The following is a 25,765-nucleotide window of genomic DNA, read 5'->3' on the forward strand; positions in this document are numbered from 1 at the left end:
ATGTTCGTGCTGCTCGGATTGGCCTGGCAGTGGGTGGCCGATGCCCTACCCAGCGTCGTCCCACCGCTCGGGGACGTCGCGGCCGACCTCGTCGACCAGCCGGACTTCTACCTCGAGAACCTCGCCGAGACCCTCACCTCGGCGGCGCTGGGCTTCGTCGTCGGGGTGTGCGGGGCGCTCATGCTGGCGGTCGTGGTCGTCCACGTGCCATGGCTGGCCGCGGCGGTGATGCCGGTCGCCGTGCTCGTGCACTCGACGCCGATCCTGGCGATCGCGCCCGCGCTGATCGTCGCGTTCGGCTTCAACCGGACGCCGCACGTCATCGTCGTCGCGCTGATCACGTTCTTCCCGATGCTGATCAACGGGATTACGGGGCTACGCGCCATCGACCCGGAGGCGCTCGACGTCTTCCGCGCCATGGCCGCCTCGCGCTGGGACGTGTTCGTCCGGCTCCGGGTGCCGAGCAGCCTCGGATACCTGTTCGCCGCGGCGAAGACCTGCGTGACGATGGCCGTCATCGGCGCGATCGTCTCGGAGTTCACCGGCACCAGCGAGGGCATCGGCGCGGTGATCGTGCAGTCGACGGTGTACCTGAACATCACGCAGATGTGGGGGGCGATCGCGGTGGCGGCGGCATGCTCCCTCGCCCTGCTCGGCGTGGTGACGCTCGTCGAACGGCTCGTGGTGCGCTGGTAGCGCTATCCCGCGAGCAGCGCCCGGGAGCACGGTCTCGGCCACCGTCTCCACGATGCGCCGGGACACGGCGGGCGGGTGGCCGAAGGGCAGGAAACCAGCGCGGGACGGCTCATCACGATCCTTTCGCGGCGATCCCGACTATCGCATCACAGCGAGGCGAGGAAGCCGCGTGCCTCGTCGAGGCGCTGCCGCTCGCGCTGCAGTAGGCGGCGCCGGTCGCCGGGCGGTTCCTGCTGCTCGATCACTGCCCTGGCGGCGAGGACGTCCAGCTCGACCGCCATCCAGTCCGCACACGCCGCGAGAACGGCAGGCCCGTTGGCCCGCCACGTCCGGGCTCGTGCTTCGAGCGCTTCGAACTCGGTACGACTGGCCTGCAGGCCCTTGCCGTACTCGTCGCTCAGCACCGCGTAAACGCGATCGCCGATGTTGCGCCCGCGATAGGCGGCCTCCAGCCGGGCCAGGAAGTTCTCGAACCTCATCGCGCCATCCCGGGCTGCGCGCAGCCGGCGGACGAGGTCCGGGAGCACGATGGCCGCCGCCACCCTGATGCCGATGACGCGCGCCGCGGCCTGCGAGATCTCTCCCGCGCACGCGCGGATGGTGGCGACCTCGAGGTCGAGGAGGATCTCGAGGGTCTCGATCTGACCGGACACCCGCGCCGTCTGGGCGGGCAGCTCCTTCACCCGGTCCCGGATCTCGACGAACGGGTGCAGCACCCACTCGCGCAGATCGCTGGTCTTGTCGGTGGTCCGGGTCTGGACGTCCTGGATCCGTCGCTGCAGTGACGCAGAGAGGCCGGACGGTCGAGGCGCGGGCTCCGGGGGAGCGGTGCCGTCGTGGATGTCGGCGCGCAGGATCGCGTCGACGAGCTGGCCCAGCCTCGCCACCCGCCCGAGGACCTGCTTCCACGCCCGCGTCTGCCACTGGGTCTGCTCGAGGATGTCGAGATCCTCGCGGACCTGTCCCGGGTCGTGCTCGGCCGAGCGATACCGCTGGGCGATCTGGTCGACGGCGTCCAGCTGGGCCACATAGGACTCGAACTGTGCCGACGCGTCGGAGACGAGATCGACCCATGTGTCGAGCGGGCTGTCCGTCTGCTGCTCGACGTACCTGCCCGCGAGCGCCTTCGCCGCTCGGACGGCGGCGAGCATCGGTAGGCCGACGAGGCTCGCCCCGCTCAGCCCGCCGTCGAGGGACTCGCTCTCGGTGAGCACGCTCAGGGCGTCGCTCAATGAGCTCAGCGTCTCGCAGATCGCCCCGCAGTCCTCCCGGACGACGTCGACGGTGTCCTTGATGGCGCCAAAGGTGATCTTCGCCGACTCGATGGACGGCGCGGTGAGGGCCTCGATACCGCCGGGTTCGTTCATGCTCGCGCCTCCGAAGGCTGGCGATCGGTTGATCGTTCCTGCCCTCGCTCGGTGGGGCGCCTCGCGTTACGGGTCAACGGGAAACAGCGGATTAACAAGGCTGTTTCCGCTCGCGCTTGACCGCCTTCCTGGCCCGTGGCACCGTACTCGAATCCATTAAACGAGCTAGTTACGAACATGGATCGTATTGGCGGCCGCATGCGGATGGTTCTCGGGCTCGTCCTGCACACGTCTCACCAGGCTCGGCTGGCGATGGCGAGCGGGATGCTCACCGGCGTCCAGCTGGAGCTGGTGGTCTACGAGCAGGAGCGCGAGATCCGGCCCAAGGTCGAGGCGCTGCTGAATCGCGTCCAGCTGGACGGGATGCTCCTCGGTCGCGTGCCCTACGACGCGTGCCGTGACCTGCTGCCGCCGGACCTGCCGCTGTCGATCAACCGGTACGCGGCGCTCGAGCTCACGCTCACGCTCGGCCGCGCCCTGCGGCAGGGCTTGGCGCCGGCACCCGTCAGCATCGACACGTTCGACCGCTCGGTCGTGGACGATGTGACCACGGCGCTCGGCATGCAGCCCGACCAGGTCATGTGCCTGCCGTACGCGGCGGACATCTCGTACCCGCAGATCATCGAGTTCCACGAGAGGTTCCTGGCCGAGCACCCGGACGGTTTCGTCATCACGGTCCGCAGCGAGGTGACGCGGGCGCTGGGGCACCGGGACCGAGTGCTCAACGTCGTGCCGCTGGAGACCACCGTGCGCGCGGAGCTGCACGAGCTCGTGCTGCGGATCCAGTCGCAGCGGGCCAAGGAGATGTCGTTCGCGGCGGGCATCTTCTCGGTGGTCGACTTCGAGCGGGACTCCAACCTCGACCGGGCCCGCGTCGGGCTGCTGAACATGCTGCTGAACACCCCGGAGTTCGCCGACGCGTGGGTCGACACCCGGGGCAGCCGCGGGGTGGCCGTGCTGGCCCACCGGGCGCTCTTCAACGAGGTCACCGGCAACTGGTCCTCGCTGCCGGTCGTCGGCACGGCGCTCGAGAGCCTCGGGATCCGGGTGGCGGCAGGCTTCGGGTTCGGGTCGTCGGCCCGCAAGTGCGTGATGCTCGCCGAGAAGGCCGTGGCGCAGGCCGAGCAGACCGGCGCGCCCTGCGGCTTCCTCATGGACGAGGACGGCCTGATGGTGGGGCCGTTGCGCCCCGGGGCCACCCCACTGCGCTTCACCTACCGCGAGCACGGGCCAGATCTCGAGCGGCTGGCCCGGCGCGCCGGGCTCTCCGCCGCCACGATCTCCCGGCTCGCGGCGCTCGACCGCACGCTCGGCGGGCGGCCGCTGTCGCCCGGCGACCTCGCCGCCGCGCTGCACATCACCGATCCCAGCGGCCGCCGGCTGATCCGCAAGTTGACCGCGAGCGGCCTGGCCGTGCCCCAGGGCAGCGCCCAGGCCAACCGCAGGGGAAGGCCGACCACTCTCTACCAGCTGACGATCGCCGCGGCGATCCGAGAGGACGAGCGATGAACCCCTCCTTCAGTCGTCGCCGGGTGCTGCAGCTCGGCGCGCTCACCGCGAGCCTGCCCGCGATCGGCTCGGTACTGGCCGCCTGTGGGGGCGGGGGCGGCAACAGCTCCGGAGCCGTGAAGTTCTCCGGCTGGGACTACGAGTCCGCGCTCGTCCAGGGGAACGTCGACCGCTTCGTGCAGCTCAACCCGGATGTCCCGGTCGAGTACACCCCGATCACCAGCGCGCAGTACGTGCAGAAGACCGTCGCGGAGTTCACCGCGGGCGGAGGGCCGGACGCGCTCTACGTGTACGACGACTCACTGGCCGGCTGGGTGGCCGCCGAATACCTGCAGCCACTCGACGGGCTGCCCGGCGTCGACGAGGTCTACGCGGGGATCTACCCGTCCAACGCCGAGGCGATGACGGTCGACGGCAAGCGCTACGGGCTGCCGTACTACACCGACTCGCAGTGCCTGATCTACAACGAGGCCATCCTCGCCAAGGCCGGGATCTCGGCGCCGCCCACGACCCTCGACGAGCTGGAGCAGCAGTCGCAGCGGATCAAGGACGCCGGCATCCTCGAGTTCCCGATCGGCCTCACCGCCCAGCTGCAGGACACCTGGTGGGCGTGGGTCTGGGGCCTCGTCTTCGCCAGCGGCGGCGACATGTTCGACGCGGCCGGCAACGCGGTGATGGACGGCGCCGACCCGACCGCGCGGGACGTCTTCGCGTGGCTGCACCGCGCCGCCACCGTCAGCAGGGTGATCGATCCCGCCGTGCTCCAGCTGCTGCCGGTGCCGCTCGACGATGCGATGAAGAACGAGCGGTACGCGTTCACGGTCGGCGCCCGGTACGCGCTGCGCGACTACAACGACCCGTCCCGGTCGAAGACCGCAGGCAACCTCAAGATCGCCTACATCCCCAGCCTCGACGGCAACGTGGTCGGCACCGTCAGCAACACGCGGATGTACGCGCTGAGCAAGGACAGCGAGGTGCAGGACAAGGCGTTCCGGCTGCTCACGTACCTGGGCGGCTTCACCGACGGCCAGCCGTACACGGCCAAGTACTGGTTCCAGAAGAAGGGACTCGGGTTCCCCTTCCGGGCACTGGAGCAGGACCCGGAGGTGCAGACCACGCTGGCCACGTTCGCCGACCCGACGATCTACTCCGGCCTCGCCTCGCTGGCCCGGCCGCGCACGGCGATCAAGCAGGCTTGGTACAGCGAGTACGAGAACGAGCAGCAGAAGACCGTGCAGCAGCTCCTCTCCAACCAGACCTCGCCGGACGACGCCGTCAAGGCGCTGTCCGCGACCGTGACGTCGCTCAAGCAGAAGTACTCGTGACGCTCACAGCACCCGACATCGAGAAGCCGCGCACCGAAACAGCGCATCGTCCGCGGCGGGGGATGGGCGACACCGCCCGTGCGTACCTGCTGAACGCGCCCGCGATGATCGTCATCGGGCTGCTGGTGGCGTACCCGATCGGCTACTCGTTCTGGCTCTCGCTGCACCGGTACAACCTGAAGCTGCCGGCGCTGGAACGGTTCGTCTGGTTCCAGAACTACATCTCCCTGATCGGCGATCCGGCATTCCTGAGCTCGCTGCGGGTCACCGTCGCGTTCGTCGTGGTGGTGCTCGTGCTGACGGTGGTGCTCGGGACGGCGCTCGCGCTCGTGCTGAACGAGACGTTCCTCGGGCGCGGCGTGCTGCGCAGCCTCGTGCTGCTGCCGTGGGCGATGCCCGGCGTGGTGAACGGCCTGATGTGGCGCACGATCTTCGACGCGAAGACCGGGGCGCTCAACGGCCTGCTGCTGCAGCTGGGTCTCATCGACTCCTACCAGGCCTGGCTGACCTCGCCCACCGGCGCGTTCTTCATCACCGCGTTCGCGCAGGTCTGGAACACGCTGCCGTTCACCGTGATCATCCTGCTCGCCGGGCTGTCGACGATCCCGAGCGAGCAGTACGACGCGGCCAAGGTCGACCGGGCCGGGGTTGTGCAGCGCTTCACGCAGGTCACGCTGCCGTGGCTACTGCACCCGCTGCTGATCGTGCTGATCCTGGAGACGATGAACGCCTTCCGGGCGTTCGACACGATCTACGTGCTGACCGGCGGCGGGCCGGGCGACGCCACCAACGTGATCGCCGTGCTCAATGTCCGCACCGTGCTGACCTACACCGACTTCGGCCTGGGCAGTGCCTACTCCTGGGTGATCACGATCGTCACGCTCGTGATCTCGATCGGCTACATCTCGACGCTGTACCAGAGGGGGCGGATCGAGGTATGACGCGGAAAGTCGTTCTGTACGCACTGGCGATCGGTTTCGCGCTCTATCTCGTGGTGCCGTTCTACTGGATCGTCAACATGAGCTTCATGCACGAGGTGGACGCCGCATCGGTGCCGCCGCATTTCCTCCCGAACAATCCCACCCTCGCGAACTACCTCGGATTCGTGAACCCGAGCACCAAGCAGGCCCTCGTCGGGTCCAACGCCGTCGGCGACACGCCGTACGCGCTGGTGAACAGCATGGTGGTGGCGCTCTCGACGGCGCTGGTGAACCTCGTGCTCGGCACGTTCGCGGCCTACTCGTTCTCGCGGATCCGGTTCCGCGGCAGCCAGGTGCTGCTGATCGTCTACCTGCTGACGCGGATGGTGCCGGGCATCGCGATCATCATCCCGTTCTACCTGGTGATGCGCACGCTCGACCTGCTCGACACCTACGGCGCGCTGATCCTCTCCTACACGACGTTCGCGCTGCCGATCACGATCTGGATCCTCAAGGACTACTTCCGGACAGTGCCGCGGGAACTGGAGGACGCCGCGCGCGTGGACCGGTGCGGCTGGTTCAGCATGATGTGGAAAGTGTTCCTCCCGATCTCCGCGCCCGGGCTCGTGGCGGCGGCGATCTTCTCGTTCATGACGGCGTGGAACGAGTTCATGTTCGCGCTGTTCATGACCAGCAGCATCAGCTCGAAGACCATTCCGGTGATCGCCGCCAACTTCGCCACCGACGTGGAGACTCAGGTCACGCTGATGGCGGCGGCGGGGGTGCTGGCCGTTGTGCCGCCACTGGTGCTGGTGCTCATCTGCCAGCGGTTGATCGTGCAGGGCATGGCGGCCGGTTCGGTGAAGGGATAGAGATGGCCGAAGTCAGGCTGGAGAACGTGCAAAAGAAGTTCGGCGGTGTCGTCGCGGTCGAGGACGTCTCGTTGACCGTCGCCGACCGCGAGTTCCTGACGCTGGTGGGCCCGTCCGGTTGCGGGAAGTCCACGACGCTGCGGATGATCTGCGGGCTGGAACGCATGTCCGGTGGCCAGGTGTTCTTCGACGACGTGCCGGTGGCGCACCTGCCCGCCAACAAGCGCGACGTGGCGATGGTGTTCCAGAGCTACGCGCTCTACCCGCACAAGACCGTGGGGCAGAACCTCGGGTTCGCGCTGCGCAACCTGCGGGTGCCGAAGGCGGAGATCGCCGCCCGCGTGGACGAGGTTGCCGCGTCGCTCGGCATCGAGAAACTCCTCGAACGCAAGCCGAAGGAGCTCTCCGGCGGGCAGCGGCAGCGGGTCGCGCTCGGGCGCGCGGTGATCCGGGACGCGGGCGCGTACCTGCTGGACGAGCCGCTGTCGAACCTCGACGCCCAGCTGCGCGGCACGATGCGCGCCGAGCTGAAGCGCCTGCACGCCGACCTCAGCCGGACCTTCATCTACGTCACCCACGACCAGGTCGAGGCGATGACGATGTCGGACCGGATCGCGGTGATGAAGGACGGCCTCGTCCAGCAGTGCGCGTCGCCGGAGGAGATCTACGCCCGTCCGGCCAACCTGTTCGTCGCGTCGTTCATGGGGAGCCCGCCGATGAACTTCCTGACGGGCGAGGTCCAGCGTGACGGGGGGCGGCTGCTGTTCCGGCACGGCGCGGTTACCGTCGAGCTGCCCGAGCACGCGGGCGCGGCGGTCGACGAGCTGTCCGGCCGGGACGCGGTGCTCGGCATTCGGCCCGAGGACGTCCAGCTCTCGGACGATGGCGGCGCCGCGGCCCAGATCTTCGTGGCCGAGCTGCTCGGCGCCGACGTGCTCGTCACGGTGCGGCTGGGGGAGGAGCTCGTCAAGGCCCGCGTGCCGGCCCCGTACGACGGCCGCGTCAACGCGGGCGTCTCGGTCGTCATCGCACCGGACAAAGTGCACCTCTTCGATCCGTCCGACGGGCGCGCGGTGCTGGCCGCGCGGTCGGCAAGTGTGCTGAAGCAGCAGGAGAGCATGTGAACGTCCATCGGCCCGACGACTTCGACGACTTCTGGGACACGACGCTGAAGCAGGTCGCGCGGGTGCCGCTGCGGCCGTCGTTCGAGTACGTGCCGGAGCACTCGACCGACGACGTCGCGGTCTACGACGTGCGCTACGACAGTTGGGAGGGCGTGCGGATCTCCGGCTGGTACGCGGTCCCGCGCGAGGCGGGGCCGCACCCGGCGCTGATGCTGGTGCCCGGGTACATCTCCGAGCCGGTCATCCCGCGGAGCTGGGCGCAGAAGGGCTACGCCGCGTTCGCCGTGGCCCCGCGCGGGAAGCTCCGGTCGAACCAGCAGTACAACCCCGGCTATCCCGGTTTGCTGGTGGACAACATCGTGGACCCCAACACCTACGGCTACCGCGGGTTCTACGTCGACGCCGTGCGGGCGGTCGATGCGGTGCTCACGCGCCCGGAGGTCGACGCCGACCGCGTCGGCGTGCACGGCTCCAGTCAGGGCGGCGCGCTCACGATCACCACGGCCGCCTTGATGCCCGACGTCGTGACGTGCGGGGCCGCGGGCGCTCCGTACCTGTGCGGCTTCATGGAGTCGGCCCGGCTCACTCACTCCTACCCCTACGAGGAGATCAACGAGTACCTGCGGGACCATCCCGAGCATGAGCAGTGGGTCGCCGAGTCCGTCGGCTACTACGACGGCATCAACTTCGCACCGAACATCCAGGCACCGATGCTGGTGTACATCGGCCTCGAGGACGACGTCTGCCCACCGGAAACCGGGTTCGCGGTGCACGAGGCGATGAAGTGCGAGAAGGAGCTGCTCACCTACGAGCGCTGCGGCCACGACGCGGGGCACCACTGGGCGACGGAGAAGGTCGAGGCGTTCCTCGCCGGGCACCTGGGGGTGGCCAGGTGATCAGCGACGAGGAATTCGAGGCCTACTGGGCCGGGGTCGACGCCGAGCTGGCCGCGCTGCCGGCGCGTCCGGTGCTGGAGCGCATCCCGCGCCGGTGCACCGCCGACTTCACCGGCTACGAGGTGCGGCTCACGAGCATCGGCCCGTACCGGATCTTCGGCTATCTGAGCGTGCCGACGGGCGACGGGCCGTTCCCGGCGCTGCTCACCACCCCGCGATACGGCAGTGTCAACAACCCGCCGCACTACAACGACCGCCTCCGGTACGTGACCCTGACGATCGCGCACCGCGGCCAGCGCACCGCCGACTCGCCGTACGCCGCCGCGTACCCGGGCCTACTGACCGACGGGATCGCCGACGCGGCCGGCTACGTCTACCGCGGGATCGTCGCCGACTGCCTGCGTGCAGCGGAGTTCCTCACCGGCCTGCCCCAGGTGGACATCTCGCGGGTGGCGGTCGTCGGCGACGACCTGGCGCTGCTCACGGCGGCCCGGCGTCCGGTGTTCGACGCGCTCCAGCTCGCCGGTGCGCTGCTCTACCGGGGCGCCGAGCAGCCCGACGCGGACTACCCGGCGGCGGAGTTCGGCGACCACCTCAGGGCGCATCCTGGTGACGCCGACGCCGACGCGGTGCGCCGGACGCTGGCGTTCTTCGACGCGGAGCGGCACGCGCCCGCGGTGACGGCGGCAACGCGCGTCGAGATCCCCGGCCCGCTGTCGGTGCTGGCGGAGCGGCTCGGCGCGGAACGGTACGTCCTGACCCACCGCGGGCAGGCTGACAACGACGCGGCGGACGCCTGGCTGGCCGGCAGGTTCGGCGTGCCGGCGCTGTCCCGCTTCAGCCGGGAGGCCGGATGACCACCATCGAGAACCGGTACGCGAACGAGGTCTACGCGGAGCTGGGCGTGCGGCCGGTCGTGAACGCCGCGGCCACGCTGACGCGGCTCGGCGGTTCGCTGGTGGCGCCGCCGGTGCTGCCCGCCATGGCCGCGGCCGCGCGGAACTTCGTCGACGTCGTCGACCTCGGGCGGGCGGTCGGACGGCGGCTGGCGGAGTCCACCCGCAACGAGGCGGCGTACGTCTCCAACGGCGCGGCGGCACTGCTGACGCTCGGCGTGACGGCGTGCATCGCCCGGTCGAAGGGCGGGGGCCTCGTCGAGGACCTGCCCTATCTGGATCGGACCGGCGAGAAGACGGTCATCATGTACCGCGACCAGCGCAACCCGTACGACTACGCGGTGCGCCAGGTCGGTGTGCGGATCGTCGAGGTCGGGCCGGAGCCCGCCGAGCTGGAGGCCGCGATCGACGGCCGCACGGCGTGCGTGCTGTGGTTCGCGGGCGCGCATTTCGCCGCAGGGGCGCTGCCGATCGAGCAGGTGGTGGAGATCGCCCACAAGGCCGGGGTCCCGGTGCTGGTCGACGCAGCGGCCCAGGTCCCGCCCGTGTCGTCGCTGTGGCACTTCACCACGGAGGTCGGCGCCGACGGCGCGATCTTCAGCGGGGGCAAGGGCCTGCGCGGCCCGCAGTCGACCGGCCTCATGGTCGGCAAGGAGTGGCTGATCGCCGCGGCAAGGGCCAACGGGGCACCCAACCACTCGCTCGGCCGCGGGATGAAGGTCGGCAAGGAGGAGCTGCTCGGGCTGCTCGCGGCTGTGGAGTGGACCCTCCAGCAGGACGAGCCGGAACTGATCGCCTCCTACGAGGCGTCGGTCGAGAAATGGATCCTCGGGCTGTCCGGGCTCGACGGGATCTCCGTCAGCCGCGGCTACCCGAGCGAGGCCGGACAGCCGCACGGCCGGGCCATCGTCGAGATCGGGCCGGATTCGGGGTGGAGCCGCGACGAGCTCATCGGGGCGCTGTGGCGCAACGACCCGGCGATCGCGGTGGCCCCGGACGGCACACGCGCCATCGCACTCAACCCGCAGACCCTGCAGCCCGGCGAGGACGAACTCGTCCTCGCCGAACTCCAACGACTGCTGCGAATGAGAACCAAGGAGGAGCTCTAGTGCCCCCGACCGGGAGTCCTGCACGTACCTCGACGGCCCAGCTTCCCGCTGGGCGCACCGGCGAACCGGCCGAGTATGTCCGATACGAGGCCGGCTCGCCGGCACACCCAGCGGAAACCTGGATCCGCCGATCCACGCACAGCACTCCCGGTCGGGGGCACTGATGTCCGACATCGACGACAGGCTGAAGGCCGCCGGTATCGAGCTGCCGACCAAGGTGGCGCGCGGCGCAGGCCTCGTGCCGTGCGTGCAGCACGGCGACCTGCTGTTCGTCTCCGGCCACGGCCCGGCCGACAACGACGGGAACCTGCTCTACAAGGGGCGGGTCGGCTCGGAGGTCAGCCTCGAGGAGGCCTACGACGCCGCCCGCGCCACCGGGGTGCAGCTGCTGCGCAGCATCCGCGACCACCTCGGCGACCTCGAACGCGTCGACCGCATCGTCAAGGCCCTGGCGTTCGTCAACAGCGCAGACGACTTCCACGAGCAGCCCGCGGTCGTCCACGGCTTCTCGGACCTGATGGTGGAGATCTTCGGCGAGCGCGGCCGGCATGCCCGCTCGGCCATCGGCACCTCGAACCTGCCGATGAACCAACCGGTGGAGATCGAGTTGATCGTGTCTGTGCGGAACTGAGGACCCGCGTGTGGTGTCAGGGTCGAGAAGGGTCCTGACCAGGACGAACGTCCCTCTCGGTCGGGGTGGCGGGATGTGAACCCATGGCCCCTCGCTCTGCTGCCCTGCTCCGCGTCTGGCCTCCCGGGGCGCGAGCCAGGAGGACGGCCGCGGCGACGGTCAGGGGTATGACTGCTCCAACCGAAATGGCGTACTCCGGTGCGGCATCTTCCATCGCCAGCCATGCCGCCAGTAGTCCGTGCAGCGCAGAGATGACGACGAGCACCACGACCGCGGTCGACCTTCCGCGCGGGACCCGGCGCACGGCATCGGAGAACACGATCCATACCGTCAGCGCTTCAAAGCCCATCCATGCGGTGTTGATGCCCACAAGGAGCATGGCGGCGAACACCGAAGGGCCTTCCATGTCCGGAGGCGGCTCGAAGTTCAGCCATGCGACGGCAAGCCACACCACGTAGCCGGTGAGGACGACAGCCGCAGCTGCCGTGCAGCACAGTCCTGCCACCAGGGTGCGGTTGCGGCCGGTCGTCGGTGGCACAGCTCGCTCCTGTCGGGCTTGTCGGCACCTGGTCGATCTCACTCGGCTCCGTGAGGCCCTGGACAGGGTCGACTGGGAGATCGGGTGAGCATCAGTTGCTACCCAACAGGCGGCCGGAGCGGTCCGGAGGATCCTCCGGACCTGCCCTGACCTGGTCGGGGTGGCGGGATTTGAACCCACGGCCCCTCGCTCCCAAAGCGAGTGCGCTACCAAGCTGCGCCACACCCCGTCGGGGGGAGTGTAAGCGGCGCCTTCGGCGTCCGGACACCGGATACCGGGTGGCTCCGAGCACAGGCAGGGTGGTCAGGTAGCCTCAGGGGCATGCGGGCGTAGCTCAATGGTAGAGCCCCAGTCTTCCAAACTGGCTACGCGGGTTCGATTCCCGTCGCCCGCTCCAAGCCGCTGACCAGCGGAAACGGCCGCCACTTCCGATCAAGGAAGTGGCGGCCGTTTCCGTTCGTGCCAGATCCGTGCCAGATCAGTCCTCCGGCGGGCCCTCCGCAGCGGCTTCCTCGCCAGCCGCGCGAGCATCTCGAATCGGCGACCCATTGCGGTGGCGGCGGGCGGTATGCACGAACTTGCGGATTGACCAGCCCGTGTGGTCCTCGACGAATCTGGACACGGCGAGCGCGGCGAACAGTGGTGGGTCATCTTCCATCGTGGCGGAGGACGTACCAGGCAGCTCAGGCCGCGGCGCGTGCGGCCAGGGGCCGGCGACGCAGGCTCAAGTCCTCGAGGGCCGGCGGCTGGTAGGCCTGGTCGAGGGCACCGACGTCGGTACCGGGCGGGACGATCTCGTCGATGCGGTCGAGCACGTCGTCGGACAGGGTGACGTCCAGTCCGGCGAGCAGGTCGTCGAGGTGGTGTTGGGTCCGTGCGCCGAGGAGTGCGCAGGTGACGCCGGGGTGGGCGATGGTGAACGCCATCGCGAGGTGGGTCATGGGCAGGCCCGCCTCGGCGGCGACGGGGACGAGCTGTTCAACGACGTCGAGCCGGCGCCCGTCCGTGAGGTGCTGGACCAGGCCGGCGCGGCGCAGGTCGTTGTGGTCGCGGCGGACGCGGCCGGTGAGTAGTCCCTGGCCGAGCGGACCCCAGACCAGGGTGCCCATGCCGAACCGTTGGGTGGTGGGTAAGACCTCGCGTTCGATGCCGCGATTGAGGATGGAGTAGACGGGCTGCTCGGTGTGGAACCGCGCGAGGCCGCGCCGCTCGGCCACCCACTGGGCCTCGACGATGTCGGAGGCGGGGGTCTGGGAGGCGCCGATCGCGCGGACCTTGCCGCTGCGGATCAGGTCGGTCAGGGCGGCGAGGGTCTCCTCGATGTCGGTGTCGGGATCGGGGCGGTGCAGCTGGTAGAGGTCGATGTGGTCGGTCCGCAGCCGCCGCAGTGAGTTCTCGACGGCGGTGACGATCCAGCGTCGCGAGGCCCCCTGGTGGTTCGGGTCCTGCCCGGTCGGGCGGCTGAACTTGGTGGCGAGCACGACGTCGTCGCGGCGGCCCTCCAGCGCCTTGCCGACCACCTCCTCGGAGTCGCCGTAGGCGTCGGCGGTGTCGATGACGTTGATGCCGGCGTCGATCGCCTTGTGGATGATCCGCGCCGAGTCGGCGGGGTCGTTGCCCATGGACGTCGCGAACATGAGCGTGCCGAGGGCGTAGGGGCTGACCTTGATGCCGGTCCGGCCGAGGGTGCGGTGCTGCACGGGATGTCTCCTCTTCGTGCTGGTCGGCACGGCGGGGATGCCGTACCGTAAGTGGAATGTCTTTCCAGAACTATACGGAATGACTTTCCGGTTCCGCAAGACGAGGTGATGGAGTGACCCAGGACACGATGCCGGCGCCGCGCCGGCGCCGCGCGGACGCGCGGCGCAACGTCGACGCCTTGCTCGAGGCCGCGCGGGCGGTCTTCGACACCTCCGGCGTGGATGCGCCCGCGAAGGAGATCACCGACCTGGCCGGTGTCGGGGTCGGCACGCTGTACCGGCACTTCCCGCAGCGCTCGGACCTGGTGAAGGCTGTGGTGGAGAGCGGGATCGACGCCGTCGCCGATGCGGGTCCGGCGCTGGCTGCCGAGTACGAGCCGGCGGAGGCGCTCACGCGGTGGATCGACCGGTACACCGAGCTGCTCGGCACCAAACGCGGGCTCGCATCGGCACTGCACTCGGGCGACCCGGCGCTCGCAGGGCTGCCCGCCTACTTCATGCAGCGGCTCGGCCCCACGCTCTCGGCGCTGCTCGACGCCGCCGCGGCCGAGGGCGCGATCCGCGGCGACATCGGCGCCGAGGACCTCCTGCACGCCATCGCCCAGCTGTGCCAGCCCGTGCCCGGGCGGGGGCCCGAGCACAGCCGGCGGATCGTCGGCGTCCTGGTCGACGGCCTGCGCTGTGGAGGCGGGCAGGGGCCGCCGCAAGGAGACCACGGCAACGGCGGATCTTAGTGCGCAAACTCAGCTGATCCCACCCGCGAACCCGCAGGTCAACGCCCCGCCGCCCTCCGAACCGTCCGGATCGTCCCCTCCCGGCCGGCGTTCGTGCTCGACGAGCGCGGCCATCTCCTGTGCGATCCTGCGCTCCCGTTCGGTGCGCGTGCTGGTGGATCAGGGCCGCTCGCATCGACGCGTGCCCGCTCGCGCGGAAGGCCAAGGGTGTTCCTCGCGTCACACCGACTAGAACCTGACGTTGATGTCACGGATTAGCTTCGCGTCGTCCCCGGGCCGAGCGCCGGACGAGGACGGTGAGAAAGGAATCCGCAATGAGTACGGCCTTGGGGTACCGGACTTTCGGTGCAGCCGACGTCCAGGAGTTCTTCGACCGGCCCGATCCGTCGCCCGGTCCTGCCGAGGTCCTCATCCGTGTCGCGGCTGCGGGAATCAACCCGCTCGATCACCAGCTCCGGTCCGGATATATCCGCGAGTTGAACGGCCATGTGCCCTTTCCTCAGGTCTTGGGGATGGAGGCGGCTGGGACCGTCCTGGCGGTGGGTGACGAGGTGACCGGGCTGGCCGTCGGCGACCGGGTCACCGGGTTCGCTCTGACCGGAGCGGGCACGTACGTGGGGACGACTCTGCTGCTCGCCGAGTCCACGGCCCGCATCCCCGACGCGCTGCCGGAGACCTGGGCGGCGACCATCCCCGTCGCCGGCACCACCGCGCTCGACGTCCTCGACCAGCTCGCGTTGCCCGCTGGGGCGTCGCTGCTGGTCAACGGGATCGGCGGTGGCGTCGGAATCGCCGTGGCCCAGATCGCGCGGGACCGCGGCCTGGTCGTGGTCGGCACCGGCAGCGCGGCCAAGCGGGATCTTGCTACCAGGACCGGAGCGACCTTCGTCGACTACACCGCAGGCGATGTCGTGGGCCGGCTCCGGGCGCAGGCCCCGGACGGCTTCGACGCCGTGGTCGACACGGTCGGGGGTGACTCCTTGCGCGGCGTCGCCCCGCTGGCGGCGAAGCCGGACGCGCTCGTCTCCGTCGGGGAGCCGTCGGTGACCGAACTCGGCGGCGTGCCCGTCCATCGCCGCCTCGACCGGAGCGGCCTCGAGCGCGTCGCCGCGCTGATGGTCACCGGGCGGCTCGATCCGAACATCACGGCGACCTATCCGCTCGCGCGGGCGGAGGAAGCACTGGCACTCGTCGAGTCCCACCACGCGCCGGGCAAGCTCGTCCTCGACATGAGGCTCTGACCTCACGATGCGCGGTGAAGACCGCCCTCAGCAGGAACGGAACCACCCCGGCCCGCACCGATCCGGTGCCGGGTGCTCGCCTCGATCAGCGCATCGAGGACTGCAGCTGTTGGTGCCAGGTCGGTCGAGCGGCAGCCTCTCCGAGCACCTCCCCCTTCATTCGGCGGACGACGGTGCCGCCATCCGGCAGTAGCGAGCTGGAGACCGACGCGCGGACAGTGAGCGGGGTCACTCTGACGCCGAGGAGGGGCAATGGGTCAGATGTACCTGCAGAAGTTCGTCTATCGCGACGGCGCCGCCAAGGCGGAGATCGACGAGGCGTGGGCGACGGCCTTCAAGGCGTTCGCCCGGTCGGGCAACTGGGGAGGCGTCGACAAGGGCGTGTCGCATCAGCAGACCTATGGCACGGGGTGGGGAGGCTACGTCCTGCTCGACGTCGACGACCCGGACGCCTTCGGTGCCTACCAGGCGTTCCACCTCCAGAATTTCGCCCACGCCGTGCAGATCACCTGGGAACCCCTCTTCGACATGGACAGGGCGTTCGCCGACACGATCGCCAACCTGCGCTGAGCGACGTTCGGGCGGAGCCCGCACCGCGACTGCTTGGCATCAGTCGGCCTCCTCCACGAGGACCGTGCCCGCCGCGCCGTCGATCGTGATCACCTGCCCCGTGGTGATCAGCTGCGTGGCGTCCCGGACGCAGATGACGGCCGGGATGCCGTACTCCCTCGCCACCGTGGGCCCGTGGGCCATCGCCGCTCCGGTCTCGGTGACCAGCCCGCCCGCCGTCATGAACAGGGGGGTCCAGCCGGGGTCGGTGGTCGGGGCCACGAGGATCTCGCCCGGCTCGACGTGCGCGCCGGAGGGATCGAGGATCACCCGAGCCGGACCGGTCGCCGTGCCCGGCGCGGCCGCCATGCCGACCAGGGTGCCGTCGGCCGACGGCCCGGTGGGGGCGAGCGCTTCGGGGTTGGTGCCGTCGGAGAGCAGCAGCCCGGGCACGCTGCGGCGCCGCATCTCCCACTCGTACTCGGCCCGCCGGGCCGCGACCCGGTCCCGGAGCCCGTCGCCGCCTTCCACGGCCCCGAGGGCCTCCCGGAAGTCGAGGAACATGATGTCGTCGGCCCGGTCGAGCACACCGCGCTCGTGCAGTTCGGCGCCTGCCGCGAGGAGCTGCCTGCGCATCTCGGCGAACGCGTAGAGCCAAGCGAACTTCGGCAGCTCCCTCAGGCCTGCGAGCGCGCGGGAGCGGCGCAGGAGGAACCCGGCGAGCCGGGCCCGCGCCGGCCGCGTGCGGCGTGCCCTCGCCACCAGCTCGTCGATCTTCGCGACGGCCTGGGCCGCCGCCCGTGCGAAGCGCAGGTCGGGAGCCTGCTCCGGGTCGGTGACCCGAAGGTAGCCTGCGATCGCCGCGAACACCGGTGCCGGGTCCTCCGCCCACCGCGGCACGCCCACATCGATCTCGGCAGCGCCCCGGTGCCCGTAGGTGCGCAGGAACTCGCCGAGCCCGAACTCGGGCAGCTCGCCCGCGAGGTACCGGGTGGCGAGCTCGGCGGGCGGGGTGTTCAGCAGCAGGTCACGGTGCTCGCCCGCGGCCGTCGCCAGCCGCCACAGCGCGAGGTCCATCGTGGTGGTGACGTTGTTCGGCATCCCGCGCAGCGTCTCGTCGACCTCGCTCTCGGTGGCCACACCCGCGAGCAGTCCGATGGCACCCAGCCTCGCGAGCATGGAGGCGTAGAGCGGCGGCACCATCACCGCAAAGCCGGTGGTCATGAACGAGCCCTGGAGTTCGGCCGCGAAGCGCAGGCGCTCGGTGGTCGTGGTCAGGCTCTCGGGCGGGTGGACCCCGCGCTGCACGTCGGTGGCGGCGCGGAACGACCGCTTCCGGGCCCGCTTCGGGCGTGCCATCGCGCCCACGAGCCCGGCGACGAGGCCGGGCGCCACCCGTGCGGTCACCCCGATCGCCGTGCGCAGCCGGTAGGGCCTGCCCGGCAGCGGGGTGAACCGGGGATCGTCCAGCACCCGGTGCAACGCCGTGATCACCCGCGGCCCGTAGATCTTCATGGCCTCGGGCAGCCGCTTGCGCGCCGCCTTGTTCCGGACGTACGCGGTGAGGTCCAGGTACATGCGCCCGGCGACGGCGACCATGCCGGGATGGCCCTCGAACGGATCGGCCGGGACACCGATTGACCGGAGGTACATGGCCGATGCAACCTGCATCACCGACATGCCCATCGGCGTGAACGGCCGCAGCATGCCCTGCATGTGGCCGGCTTCGAAGTAGACGCGCGGTCCGGGACGGGACGACACCGGGAGCGGGAACAGCGTCGTGATCGCCCGTGACTGGAGCAGCCACAGCGTGCCGTCCCGGTCGAAGGCGAACTCGATGTCCTGTGGCGATCCGGCGCGCTGTTGCAGCCGGTCGCCTGCCTCGCGCAGTTGAGCGAGCTGCGCCGGGGTCAGGCAGCCGTCGGTGCGCTCGTCCGCCTGGCCGGTCAGCACGTAGTGATCGGCGGCGACGCTGCCGTCGACGACGACGTCCCCGAGGCCCGCGAAGGCGTCGACGACCATCTCGGTGCGGGTGCCGGTGATCGGGTTGGCGGTGAACAGCACGCCCGCGGCCGCCGGGTCGACCATTCGCTGGACGACGACTGCCATCCGCACCGGCGCGTCGCCGAACCCGCTTGATTCCCGGTAGGCGACCGCGCGCTCGCTCCCGAGCGAGTCACGGCACCGCTGCACCGCCTCGATCAGCGGGTCGGCACCGAGGACGTCCAGGATCGTCTCGTGCTGGCCCGCGAAGCTGGCGTGCGGCAGGTCCTCGGCCGTGGCGCTGGACCGGACGGCGACCGGTCCGCCCCCGAGCCGCTCGTAGGCCGCGATGATCTGCTGCCGCAGGTCGTCGGTGAGCTCGCCGGCCGTGGTGGCGATGCAGAAACCGTCGGGGACCCGCTCGCCTGCCTTGATCATCTCGGCGAGGCTCGTGGCCTTGCCGCCGACGAGCGCGATGCCGTCGGCATCCACGTCATGGAGCCAGATCAGCGGGTCGGAGGACGTGGCGGCCATGGTGCGCTCCATTCAGCCCGAACTCGACACGACGCCGACCAGGCTTCCCGGCACACCGATGGCGACTGTACTCCCGATCACGCGCAGGAAGCGGACCTTGTGGGCGGACCGCCCGCACTTTAGGGTCGCCACGCACCTGGATAGGTGAGCCTAACTTTACATGACCGGAGCGTGACGGAATGTCGATCGGCAGAAGGTGGGTTCCGGCCGTTCTCGCGGTGCTCCTGGCGAGCGGGTGCGCGGGCAGCGTGGAGCCGTCCGCCGGTGAGGGGCCGATCACGGCGGAGCGCCTGACGATCGCGGTTCCGGCGGCCATCGGCGGCCCGCTCAACGTGTTCGTCTCGTTCCAGGAGCAGATCAGCGAGCTGGTCTACGACAAGTTGCTCGCGCCGTCGCCGTATGTGGACGAGCCGCAGCCGTGGCTGGCGTCCGAGGTCCGGATGGTCGACCCGAGCACGTGGGAGGTCGCGCTCCGCGACGACGTGCGCTGGCACGACGGCGAACCGTTCACGGCCGAGGACGTCGCCTTCACCTTCCACTACGCCCACGAGGCGCCGACCGGGCGCTTCACCCACCACATCAACGAGATCCCCGACGTCTCCTCCGTGGAGGTGCTCGACCCCCACAAGGTGCGGTTCACCTGTGCGTTCGCGTGCCCCGACCTCGGCCCGGTCACCCTCGCCGACCTGCCGATCCTGCCCGAGCACGTCTGGTCGCAGGTGCCGCCGGCCGACGCGAAGAAGCACGAAGCGCTGCCGGTGGGCACCGGCCCGTATCGGCTGGTCGAGTTCGACCCGACCACGGGCTACCGATTCGAGGCCAACCCGGAGTACTTCGCCGGCGCGCCGGTCGTCCGCGAGCTGGTGATGCCGATCATCGCGGACCCGTCTGCGACCTTCACGGCGCTGCGGGCCGGTCAGATCGACGCCGCGTTCCGGCCCGTGTCGCCCGAGCTCATCGACGAGTTCTCGCGCTCGTCGGACGTCGGCGTGATCCAGACCCGGCCGCTGCGCTTCCCCGAGCTGCGCGTCAACTTCGAGCGCGCCCCGTTCGACCAGCCGCGCTTCCGGGAGGCGCTGAGCCTCGCGATCGACCGCCAGGAGCTGCTCGACACCGTCTACCTGGGGCAGGGGCGCGTCGCCGACAAGGGCTACCCGCACCCGGACTCGCCGTGGACCGACCCGACGCTCTCCACCCCGTCGGATCCGGCGCGAGCCGGCGCGCTGCTCGACGAGCTGGGCTACCGCGACGGCGACGGGGACGGCGTGCGGGAGGGCCCCGCGGGCCCGCTGCGGTACACCATCGTCACGTCGGGGGTGGAGCCCACGCAGATCCGCGCCGCCGAGATCGTGGCCGAGGAGCTCGGCGAGGTCGGCATCGCCGCCACTGCGCAGGGGCTCGACGCCGGGTCGTTCGCCGACCTGTCCACCTCGCGGGACTTCGACCTGCAGGTCACCAGCATCACCGCGCACGGGGTCGCCGACCCGACGCAGTTCATCATGTCCCACCGCTCCGGCTACCTCTGGGACGCGCCGGAGATCCCGTACGCGGAGTGGGACGCCCTGTTCGAGCAGTGGAAGGCCACCACCACGGTCGAGGACCGCCGCGAGGTCGCCTTCGAGATGCAGCGGATGTTCAACGCGCAGCCGACGTCGATCCCGCTGTACTACCCGGACGAGCACTGGGCGTTCCGCCCTGAGGCGTTCGCCGGCTGGGCCGAGTCGCCGGGCTTCGGGATCGTGCACAAGTGGTCGTTGCTGCCGCGCGACGTCGCGCTGCGGGCGAAGGCCGTCGTCGTCACCGGGTCGTGACGCTGCCGCGGGTCGTCGCCGCGAAGGCCGCCCAATACGCGCTGGTGCTGTGGGTGGCGGCGACGCTGAACTTCCTCCTGCCGCACCTCGCGCCGGGCGACCCGGTCCAGTACCTCTACGGCGGCGAGGCGCTCGGACTATCGCCGGAAGCGGCCCAGCAGGTACGGGCGGGCTACGGCCTCGACCGGCCGCTGCCCGAGCAGTACCTCGCGTTCTGGGGTGGCCTGCTCCGCGGTGACCTCGGTCGTTCGGTGCAGTTCAACCGGCCGGTGGTGGACGTGCTCGCGGAGTACCTCCCGTGGACGGTCGCGCTCGTGGGGGGCGCCACCGTGCTCGCGCTCATCGTCGGGGTCGGGCTGGGGGCGTGGGCGGCATGGAACCGGGGCCGGCGCCGGGACGCGGGCACGGTGGCCGGGGTGCTCGTCCTCGACTCCATGCCCGGGTTCTGGATCGGGATGATCCTGATCGCGGTGTTCGCGGTCGGGCTGGGCTGGTTCCCGTCCTACGGCGCGGCGGCGATCGACGCGGAGGGGGCGGCCTGGCTGGCCGACGCCGTGCAGCGCACGGTCCTGCCGGCCACCACGCTCGCGCTGGCGACGTTCGGCGGGTTCTTCCTGTTGACGAGGGCCGCGATGGTCACGGTGCTCGACGAGCCGTTCGTCCGGCTCGCGCGGGCGAAGGGGGTGCCGGAGGGGCGGATCGCGCGGCACCATGCGCTGCGCACCGCCCTGCTGCCCGTCTGGACGAACCTCTCCCTGGTGCTGGGCACGCTGCTGTCGGGCGCCGTGGTGGTGGAGACCGTCTTCGCCTATCCGGGCCTCGGTCGGCTGATCTTCGACGCGGTCAGCGCGCGCGACCACCCGTTGCTGCAGGGCGCGTTCCTGCTGGTCACGCTCGGCATCGTGGTTGCGAACGCGTTCGCCGATCTGAGCTATCCGTTGCTGGATCCCCGGGTCCGGACCGCGGGCGCGTCGTCGTGAGCCGGATCTCGCGCGGCCTGGCCGCGGCCGGGCTGGGCGTCCTCGCCGTCCTCGTCCTGGTGGCGGTGGCGGCGCCGCTGCTGGCGCCGTACGGCCCGGCCGAGCGTGCCGGTCGGCCGTTCGGGGCGCCGTCGGCCGCGCACCTGCTGGGCACCAACGACGTCGGGCACGACCTCCTCTCGGAGCTGCTCTACGGCGCCCGGGTGTCCCTGATCGTCGGGGTCACGGCCGCCGTCGCGGCGACCGTCATCGGCGCGGCCGTCGGTGTGTCGGCGGGGTATGCCCGCGGCCGGCTGGACCCCCTGCTGATGCGCCTCGTCGACGTCGTGCTGGCCCTGCCGGCGCTGCCCCTGACGATCGTGATCGGTGTGTTCGCCGGGCCCGGCCTCGGCACCCAGATCCTCGTCATCTCCATCGTCATGTGGGCCGGGGTCGCTCGTGAGCTGCGGGCGCAGGTGCTGTCGCTGCGCGAACGCGACCACATCCAGGCGCTGCGCGCGATGGGAGCCGGCCCCTGGCACGTCGTGCCGCGTCACCTGCTGCCCGCCGTCGCGCCGCTCGTCGTCCCGCAGTTCGTGCTCGCCACCAAGACGGCGATCCTGCTCGAGGCGTCGCTCGCGTTCCTCGGTCTCGGCGACATCACCGCGAAGAGCTGGGGCACCATGCTCTCGCTGGCGCATGCCCGCAGCGCCTTCCTCACCGACGCCTGGATCTGGTGGGTGGTCCCGCCGGGCCTGGCCATCGCTCTCACGGTGCTGGCGTTCGCGCTGCTCGGACACGCCTTCGAGGAACGCGCCCGTCCGTCGCTGCGCAGTCGCGCCCGCAAGGCGGTGCGCCGGCCGGCCGACCTGCGGCTCGTCGCGCACGCCGGCGGGCCACCGCTCGCGATCGACGCCCTGCACGTCACCTACCCCGGCGCCACGCCGGTGCACGCTGTCGACGGGGTCGACCTCGTGGTGGGAGCGGGTGAGCTGGTCGGGCTCGTCGGCGAGTCGGGGAGTGGGAAGTCGACCGTGGCGGCAGCGGCCGTCGGGATGCTCCCGCCCGACGTGATGACCGAAGGCGCCGTCCGGATCGAGGGCCGTGACCTCGCGACGATGCCGGCCGAGCAGCTGCGCCGCCTGCGCGGGGATCGGGTCGCGCTCGTCCCCCAGGAGGCGATGAGCGCGCTGAACCCCGTGCACACGATCGAGGACCAGCTCGTCGAGGCGGTGCGCGTGCACCGGCAGGTCGGTCGGGCCGCCGCCCGGAAGCGCGCCGCCGAGCTGCTGGAGCTCGTCGGGATCGACCCACGGCGGGGCCGCGACCATCCCCATCAGTTCTCCGGCGGCATGCGGCAGCGGGTCGTGATCGCGATGGCGCTGGCGAACGACCCCGCCGTGGTGATCGCCGACGAACCCACCACCGGCCTCGACGTCCTGGTCCAGGCCGAGGTGCTGGACCTGCTCGACGGGCTGCGCCGCCGGCTCGGGCTCGCCCTGCTCGTCGTCACGCACGACCTGCCGATGATCGAGCGGATCGCCGACCGGATCGCGGTGATGCAGACAGGTCGGCTGGTCGAGGTCGGCCCGGCGGCTGGGATTGTCGGCGCGCCGGAACACCCCTACACGCGCCTGCTGGTCGAGTCCGCGGCCCGGTTTCAGCCGGAGGTGGCCCAGTGACTGTGCCGGCGCTGGACGTCACCGGGCTGACCGTGAGCTACCGCAGCCGGGCCGGCCGGGTCGCCGCGCTGACCGACGTCGATCTCTCGGTGGCGCCGGGGGAGGTGGTCGGGCTCGTCGGTGGTTCGGGCGCCGGGAAGTCGACGGTGGCCCGCGCGGTCGCCGGCCTCGTGCGCCCGGACCGCGGCACGATCCGGGTCGCGGGGGCCGAGGTCGTCGGGGCCGGCCGGGCCGCGCTGCGCGGGCTACGGCAGACGATGCACCTGGTGTTCCAGGATCCGTACGCGTCGCTGCCGCCGACCCTGCGTGTCGTGGACGTGATCGCGGAACCGCTGGTCATCCACCGGATCGGCGACCGGGCCGCGCGCGCCGACCGGGCCGCGCGGGCCGCCACCGACGTCGGGCTGGACGCTCGCCATCTGGACCGCTACCCGCACGAGCTCTCGGGTGGTGAACGGCAGCGGGTCGCGTTCGCGCGGGCGCTGGTGTCCGAACCACGGCTGATCCTGGCCGACGAACCCACCCAGATGCTGGACGCCTCCCTCCGCCGGGATCTCGTCGACCTGATCGGCCGCCTGGCCGCCGAGCAGGGGATCGCCGTCCTGCACATCACCCACGACCTCGCGCTGGCCCAGCACGGCTGCGCGCGGCTGGTCGTGATGAACCGGGGGCGCGTGGTCGAGAGCGGTCCGACCGCCGACGTCCTCGCCGCTCCGCGTCACGACCACACCGCCGCGCTCGTGGCCGCCGCCATGCGCCCCTGACATCAGCACAGACCCCTGGAGGACCCGTGCGCGACATCGCGCTGCTCGACATGGACATCCGCGCACCCGAGCGGTCCGATCACGGCGACCGGGTGGACTGCTACGCCCTCGACCGCACCGATCTGAGCCGATACGCGTTGCTCGTCGTCCCCGCGACCGTCGACCAGGAGCACCTCGCCCGGCACCGCCACGTGATCCGCGACTACCTCGACGAAGGCGGCGTGCTGCTGTTCGGCGGGCAGCTGCATCGCGACTGGCTGCCCGGGGCGTCGTCGTTCGTCCCGTTGCCGCGGCCGTCCCTGGACGCCTATCGGGTCGCCTGGATCGCCGACCACCCGATCTTCGCGGGCGTCGAGCCGGACGACCTGACGTTCCGGCGCGGCGTCGCCGGGTTCTTCGCGCGCGGCCACCACCCGCTCCCACCGGGCGCCGAGGTGCTCGTGCGGCTCGCCGGTGGGGAACCGGCGACGTACGTCGACCGCACGTCCACGCGCGGCACGATCCTCGTTCACGCGAGCGGTGACCTGCTCGGCTACGACAGGGCGGACGGCACGTCGAGCCGGCTGAGCGGGCAGCTCATCGACTGGGCGCGGGCCGAGGCGCGGGCCCGGCGCGCGGAGCTCCCGGCGGCGCCCTCGCCCGCGCCGGCCGCTGCGCCCAGAGACCCCCTGTCGTCCAGGAGTGATCGCGGCCTCGCCGCGGTGTACGGCGGCTCCGCACCGCACCACCGGGCCCTCACCACCCCGAAGTACGCCCAGCACCTCGCCGGCGGGCTGCGCTACCTGCCCGAACTGGCGGAGACGGACCTCACCGGTCTCGACGGCCTGATCATCCCCGAGCGGCTGCACCACGACACCCTGAACGCCGCCGCAGGGCGGGTCTCCGATCTGCTCGACGCCGGCGGCACCGTGATCGCGTTCACCGGCGGCGAGCCCGTTCCGGAGTTCCTGCCCGGCGTCCGGTGGGAGCACCGCCCGACGAACTTCTGGTGGTGGCTCGAGCCAGGGGCCGACCTGGGGCTGCGCACGCCCGACCCCGAGCACCCGCTCTTCGACCACCTCACCCTCCGGGACTGCACGTGGCACTACCACGGGGTGCTCACCCCGCCCGACGGAGCGGAGGTGCTGGTGACCCTGCCGACCGGGGAAGCCCTGCTCTACGTCGACCGCGTCAGCACCCCGGGCACCCTTGTGGTCGCGACGCTCGACCCGATGCACCACTACGGGAGCCATTTCATGCCGGCCACCGAGCGATTCCTCGACGGCTTCCTGCCCTGGGTGGCAGCCGAGGCCACACGATGAGGGAGGCGACGATCGACGTGGTCGACGGTGGGCGCCTGCTGCGTTTCGGCCTCGCCGACCTGATGCGCTACCACGGTCCCGGGTACCCCGGCGGGGTCGCGCACGGGTTCACGGTGATGCGTCGGGCCTGGCCGCTGCTCGATCCGACCGGCCCGCCGGTCCGGCGGGAGATCCGCCTGGAGACCGCGTTCCCCGGCCCGGGGGCGCGGGACGCGTTCGAGCTGGTGACCAGGGCGGTCACCGAGGACCGGTACGTGGTCCGCCCGGAGATGGAACGCCCCGAGCTCGGCCGGGTGCGCGCCCGGTACGTGTTCCGGTGGACCTACCGCGACCGCACGGTGACGCTCCAGATCCGGGACGGTTTCGTCACCGCCGAGTTCATCACGCTGGCCCGCACGCCGAACCGGTCCGCGGCGCAAGAGGCGCACCTCGCGGTGCTCAAGCAGGAGATGGCCGACCGCCTGCTCGCCGTGCCGCCGGACGCGGTCTACGACGTCAGCGAGTCCTGACTCCGGTCGATCGTTCCGACGAGCGGCTCGCTCGTCGGATAGGTTCCGACGAACGCGCCGTTCGTCGGAATTGGTTCACGGGATCTGTCGATCCGCAGCGCGGCCGTTCGTATGG

General features: G+C 71.0%; 23 protein-coding genes and 2 tRNA genes. 20 read left to right on the plus strand and 5 right to left on the minus strand.

The window, feature by feature from the left end; genetic code table 11:
* The first annotated feature begins 6 nt into the window (after window positions 1–6).
* The gene (locus tag K1T35_RS09750; protein WP_220259838.1) at window positions 7–696 is read left to right on the plus strand and encodes an ABC transporter permease; all 690 of its coding nucleotides are present in this window, start codon (window positions 7–9) and stop codon (window positions 694–696) included.
* A 146-nt stretch (window positions 697–842) separates the two neighbouring features.
* Here K1T35_RS09750 and K1T35_RS09755 read toward each other — a convergent pair whose 3' ends face one another.
* Window positions 843–2,063, minus strand: coding sequence for a hypothetical protein (locus tag K1T35_RS09755; RefSeq protein WP_220259839.1), 1,221 nt, complete (start codon window positions 2,061–2,063; stop codon window positions 843–845).
* Window positions 2,064–2,261: 198 nt separating this feature from the next.
* Between K1T35_RS09755 and K1T35_RS09760 the strand changes: the two genes are divergently transcribed.
* The 9 genes from K1T35_RS09760 (at window position 2,262) to K1T35_RS09800 (ending at window position 11,345) form a co-directional block, all read left to right on the plus strand.
* Window positions 2,262–3,572 (plus strand): MarR family transcriptional regulator, encoded by a 1,311-nt coding sequence (locus K1T35_RS09760; protein WP_220259840.1) that lies wholly within the window; start codon window positions 2,262–2,264, stop codon window positions 3,570–3,572.
* On the plus strand, window positions 3,569–4,897 hold the full coding sequence (locus tag K1T35_RS09765) for a sugar ABC transporter substrate-binding protein (protein WP_220259841.1): 1,329 nt from the start codon (window positions 3,569–3,571) through the stop codon (window positions 4,895–4,897). The genes K1T35_RS09760 and K1T35_RS09765 overlap by 4 nt, the downstream gene beginning before the upstream one ends.
* The gene (locus K1T35_RS09770; protein WP_220259842.1) at window positions 4,894–5,838 is read left to right on the plus strand and encodes a carbohydrate ABC transporter permease; all 945 of its coding nucleotides are present in this window, start codon (window positions 4,894–4,896) and stop codon (window positions 5,836–5,838) included. Before K1T35_RS09765 ends, K1T35_RS09770 begins: the two co-directional genes overlap by 4 nt.
* Window positions 5,835–6,689, plus strand: a complete 855-nt coding sequence (locus tag K1T35_RS09775) for a carbohydrate ABC transporter permease (RefSeq protein ID WP_220259843.1) — start codon at window positions 5,835–5,837, stop codon at window positions 6,687–6,689. Before K1T35_RS09770 ends, K1T35_RS09775 begins: the two co-directional genes overlap by 4 nt.
* Before the next feature lie 2 nt (window positions 6,690–6,691).
* Entirely contained in the window at window positions 6,692–7,813 is a 1,122-nt protein-coding gene (locus K1T35_RS09780) for an ABC transporter ATP-binding protein (RefSeq protein WP_220259844.1), read from the plus strand.
* Window positions 7,810–8,709 (plus strand): acetylxylan esterase, encoded by a 900-nt coding sequence (locus K1T35_RS09785; RefSeq protein WP_220259845.1) that lies wholly within the window; start codon window positions 7,810–7,812, stop codon window positions 8,707–8,709. Before K1T35_RS09780 ends, K1T35_RS09785 begins: the two co-directional genes overlap by 4 nt.
* On the plus strand, window positions 8,706–9,566 hold the full coding sequence (locus K1T35_RS09790; protein WP_220259846.1) for an acetylxylan esterase: 861 nt from the start codon (window positions 8,706–8,708) through the stop codon (window positions 9,564–9,566). Before K1T35_RS09785 ends, K1T35_RS09790 begins: the two co-directional genes overlap by 4 nt.
* Window positions 9,563–10,714 (plus strand): aminotransferase class V-fold PLP-dependent enzyme, encoded by a 1,152-nt coding sequence (locus K1T35_RS09795; protein ID WP_220259847.1) that lies wholly within the window; start codon window positions 9,563–9,565, stop codon window positions 10,712–10,714. The genes K1T35_RS09790 and K1T35_RS09795 overlap by 4 nt, the downstream gene beginning before the upstream one ends.
* Before the next feature lie 163 nt (window positions 10,715–10,877).
* Window positions 10,878–11,345, plus strand: coding sequence for a RidA family protein (locus tag K1T35_RS09800; protein WP_220259848.1), 468 nt, complete (start codon window positions 10,878–10,880; stop codon window positions 11,343–11,345).
* A 16-nt stretch (window positions 11,346–11,361) separates the two neighbouring features.
* Here the strand turns inward: K1T35_RS09800 and K1T35_RS09805 are convergent, their stop codons facing one another.
* Both K1T35_RS09805 and K1T35_RS09810 read right to left on the minus strand, forming a co-directional pair.
* Window positions 11,362–11,883: a hypothetical protein gene (locus K1T35_RS09805; RefSeq protein ID WP_220259849.1), complete on the minus strand. Its 522-nt coding sequence runs from the start codon at window positions 11,881–11,883 to the stop codon at window positions 11,362–11,364.
* A gap of 152 nt (window positions 11,884–12,035) precedes the next feature.
* Window positions 12,036–12,112: transfer RNA gene (locus tag K1T35_RS09810), tRNA-Pro, on the minus strand.
* Window positions 12,113–12,206: 94 nt separating this feature from the next.
* Here K1T35_RS09810 and K1T35_RS09815 point away from each other — a divergent pair.
* Window positions 12,207–12,280 (plus strand) — tRNA-Gly (locus tag K1T35_RS09815).
* Between the two features lie 286 nt (window positions 12,281–12,566).
* Here the strand turns inward: K1T35_RS09815 and K1T35_RS09820 are convergent.
* A complete protein-coding gene (locus K1T35_RS09820; RefSeq protein ID WP_220259850.1) occupies window positions 12,567–13,583 on the minus strand; it encodes an aldo/keto reductase in 1,017 nt (338 codons plus the stop codon).
* 113 nt (window positions 13,584–13,696) lie between these two features.
* On the opposite strand from K1T35_RS09820, the gene K1T35_RS09825 reads away from it, so the two are divergent.
* From K1T35_RS09825 to K1T35_RS09835, 3 genes are all read left to right on the plus strand, one after another.
* The gene (locus K1T35_RS09825) at window positions 13,697–14,317 is read left to right on the plus strand and encodes a TetR/AcrR family transcriptional regulator (RefSeq protein ID WP_255621739.1); all 621 of its coding nucleotides are present in this window, start codon (window positions 13,697–13,699) and stop codon (window positions 14,315–14,317) included.
* 314 nt (window positions 14,318–14,631) lie between these two features.
* Window positions 14,632–15,558: an NADP-dependent oxidoreductase gene (locus K1T35_RS09830; RefSeq protein WP_220259851.1), complete on the plus strand. Its 927-nt coding sequence runs from the start codon at window positions 14,632–14,634 to the stop codon at window positions 15,556–15,558.
* Window positions 15,559–15,810: 252 nt separating this feature from the next.
* A complete protein-coding gene (locus K1T35_RS09835; RefSeq protein WP_220259852.1) occupies window positions 15,811–16,128 on the plus strand; it encodes a hypothetical protein in 318 nt (105 codons plus the stop codon).
* 39 nt (window positions 16,129–16,167) lie between these two features.
* Here the strand turns inward: K1T35_RS09835 and K1T35_RS09840 are convergent, their stop codons facing one another.
* Complete coding sequence (locus K1T35_RS09840; RefSeq protein ID WP_220259853.1) at window positions 16,168–18,624, minus strand: PEP/pyruvate-binding domain-containing protein; 2,457 nt, start codon at window positions 18,622–18,624, stop codon at window positions 16,168–16,170.
* Between the two features lie 179 nt (window positions 18,625–18,803).
* Between K1T35_RS09840 and K1T35_RS09845 the strand changes: the two genes are divergently transcribed.
* From K1T35_RS09845 to K1T35_RS09870, 6 genes are read left to right on the plus strand one after another with little or no spacing between them, the layout of a single operon-like run.
* The gene (locus tag K1T35_RS09845) at window positions 18,804–20,435 is read left to right on the plus strand and encodes an ABC transporter substrate-binding protein (RefSeq protein WP_220259854.1); all 1,632 of its coding nucleotides are present in this window, start codon (window positions 18,804–18,806) and stop codon (window positions 20,433–20,435) included.
* Window positions 20,432–21,415 (plus strand): ABC transporter permease, encoded by a 984-nt coding sequence (locus tag K1T35_RS09850; protein ID WP_220259855.1) that lies wholly within the window; start codon window positions 20,432–20,434, stop codon window positions 21,413–21,415. Before K1T35_RS09845 ends, K1T35_RS09850 begins: the two co-directional genes overlap by 4 nt.
* On the plus strand, window positions 21,412–23,076 hold the full coding sequence (locus K1T35_RS48760) for a dipeptide/oligopeptide/nickel ABC transporter permease/ATP-binding protein (protein ID WP_255621741.1): 1,665 nt from the start codon (window positions 21,412–21,414) through the stop codon (window positions 23,074–23,076). The genes K1T35_RS09850 and K1T35_RS48760 overlap by 4 nt, the downstream gene beginning before the upstream one ends.
* Complete coding sequence (locus K1T35_RS48765; RefSeq protein WP_255621742.1) at window positions 23,073–23,840, plus strand: ABC transporter ATP-binding protein; 768 nt, start codon at window positions 23,073–23,075, stop codon at window positions 23,838–23,840. The genes K1T35_RS48760 and K1T35_RS48765 overlap by 4 nt, the downstream gene beginning before the upstream one ends.
* Before the next feature lie 26 nt (window positions 23,841–23,866).
* Window positions 23,867–25,141, plus strand: coding sequence for a hypothetical protein (locus K1T35_RS09865; RefSeq protein ID WP_220259856.1), 1,275 nt, complete (start codon window positions 23,867–23,869; stop codon window positions 25,139–25,141).
* Complete coding sequence (locus tag K1T35_RS09870; RefSeq protein WP_220259857.1) at window positions 25,138–25,650, plus strand: hypothetical protein; 513 nt, start codon at window positions 25,138–25,140, stop codon at window positions 25,648–25,650. The genes K1T35_RS09865 and K1T35_RS09870 overlap by 4 nt, the downstream gene beginning before the upstream one ends.
* The last annotated feature ends 115 nt before the right edge of the window (window positions 25,651–25,765 follow it).

Origin of the sequence: Pseudonocardia sp. DSM 110487, from assembly GCF_019468565.1 — a bacterium.
Taxonomy (GTDB): domain Bacteria; phylum Actinomycetota; class Actinomycetes; order Mycobacteriales; family Pseudonocardiaceae; genus Pseudonocardia.

Coding starts and splice junctions, on each gene's coding strand:
- K1T35_RS09775 (WP_220259843.1), top strand. CDS start 5,835: ATGACGCGGAAAGTCGTTCTGTACGCACTGGCGATCGGTTTCGCGCTC.
- K1T35_RS09760 (WP_220259840.1), top strand. CDS start 2,262: ATGCGGATGGTTCTCGGGCTCGTCCTGCACACGTCTCACCAGGCTCGG.
- K1T35_RS09800 (WP_220259848.1), top strand. CDS start 10,878: ATGTCCGACATCGACGACAGGCTGAAGGCCGCCGGTATCGAGCTGCCG.
- K1T35_RS09830 (WP_220259851.1), top strand. CDS start 14,632: ATGAGTACGGCCTTGGGGTACCGGACTTTCGGTGCAGCCGACGTCCAG.
- K1T35_RS09780 (WP_220259844.1), top strand. CDS start 6,692: ATGGCCGAAGTCAGGCTGGAGAACGTGCAAAAGAAGTTCGGCGGTGTC.
- K1T35_RS09795 (WP_220259847.1), top strand. CDS start 9,563: ATGACCACCATCGAGAACCGGTACGCGAACGAGGTCTACGCGGAGCTG.
- K1T35_RS09870 (WP_220259857.1), top strand. CDS start 25,138: ATGAGGGAGGCGACGATCGACGTGGTCGACGGTGGGCGCCTGCTGCGT.
- K1T35_RS09840 (WP_220259853.1), bottom strand. CDS start 18,624: ATGGCCGCCACGTCCTCCGACCCGCTGATCTGGCTCCATGACGTGGAT.
- K1T35_RS09845 (WP_220259854.1), top strand. CDS start 18,804: ATGTCGATCGGCAGAAGGTGGGTTCCGGCCGTTCTCGCGGTGCTCCTG.
- K1T35_RS09765 (WP_220259841.1), top strand. CDS start 3,569: ATGAACCCCTCCTTCAGTCGTCGCCGGGTGCTGCAGCTCGGCGCGCTC.
- K1T35_RS09755 (WP_220259839.1), bottom strand. CDS start 2,063: ATGAACGAACCCGGCGGTATCGAGGCCCTCACCGCGCCGTCCATCGAG.
- K1T35_RS09835 (WP_220259852.1), top strand. CDS start 15,811: ATGGGTCAGATGTACCTGCAGAAGTTCGTCTATCGCGACGGCGCCGCC.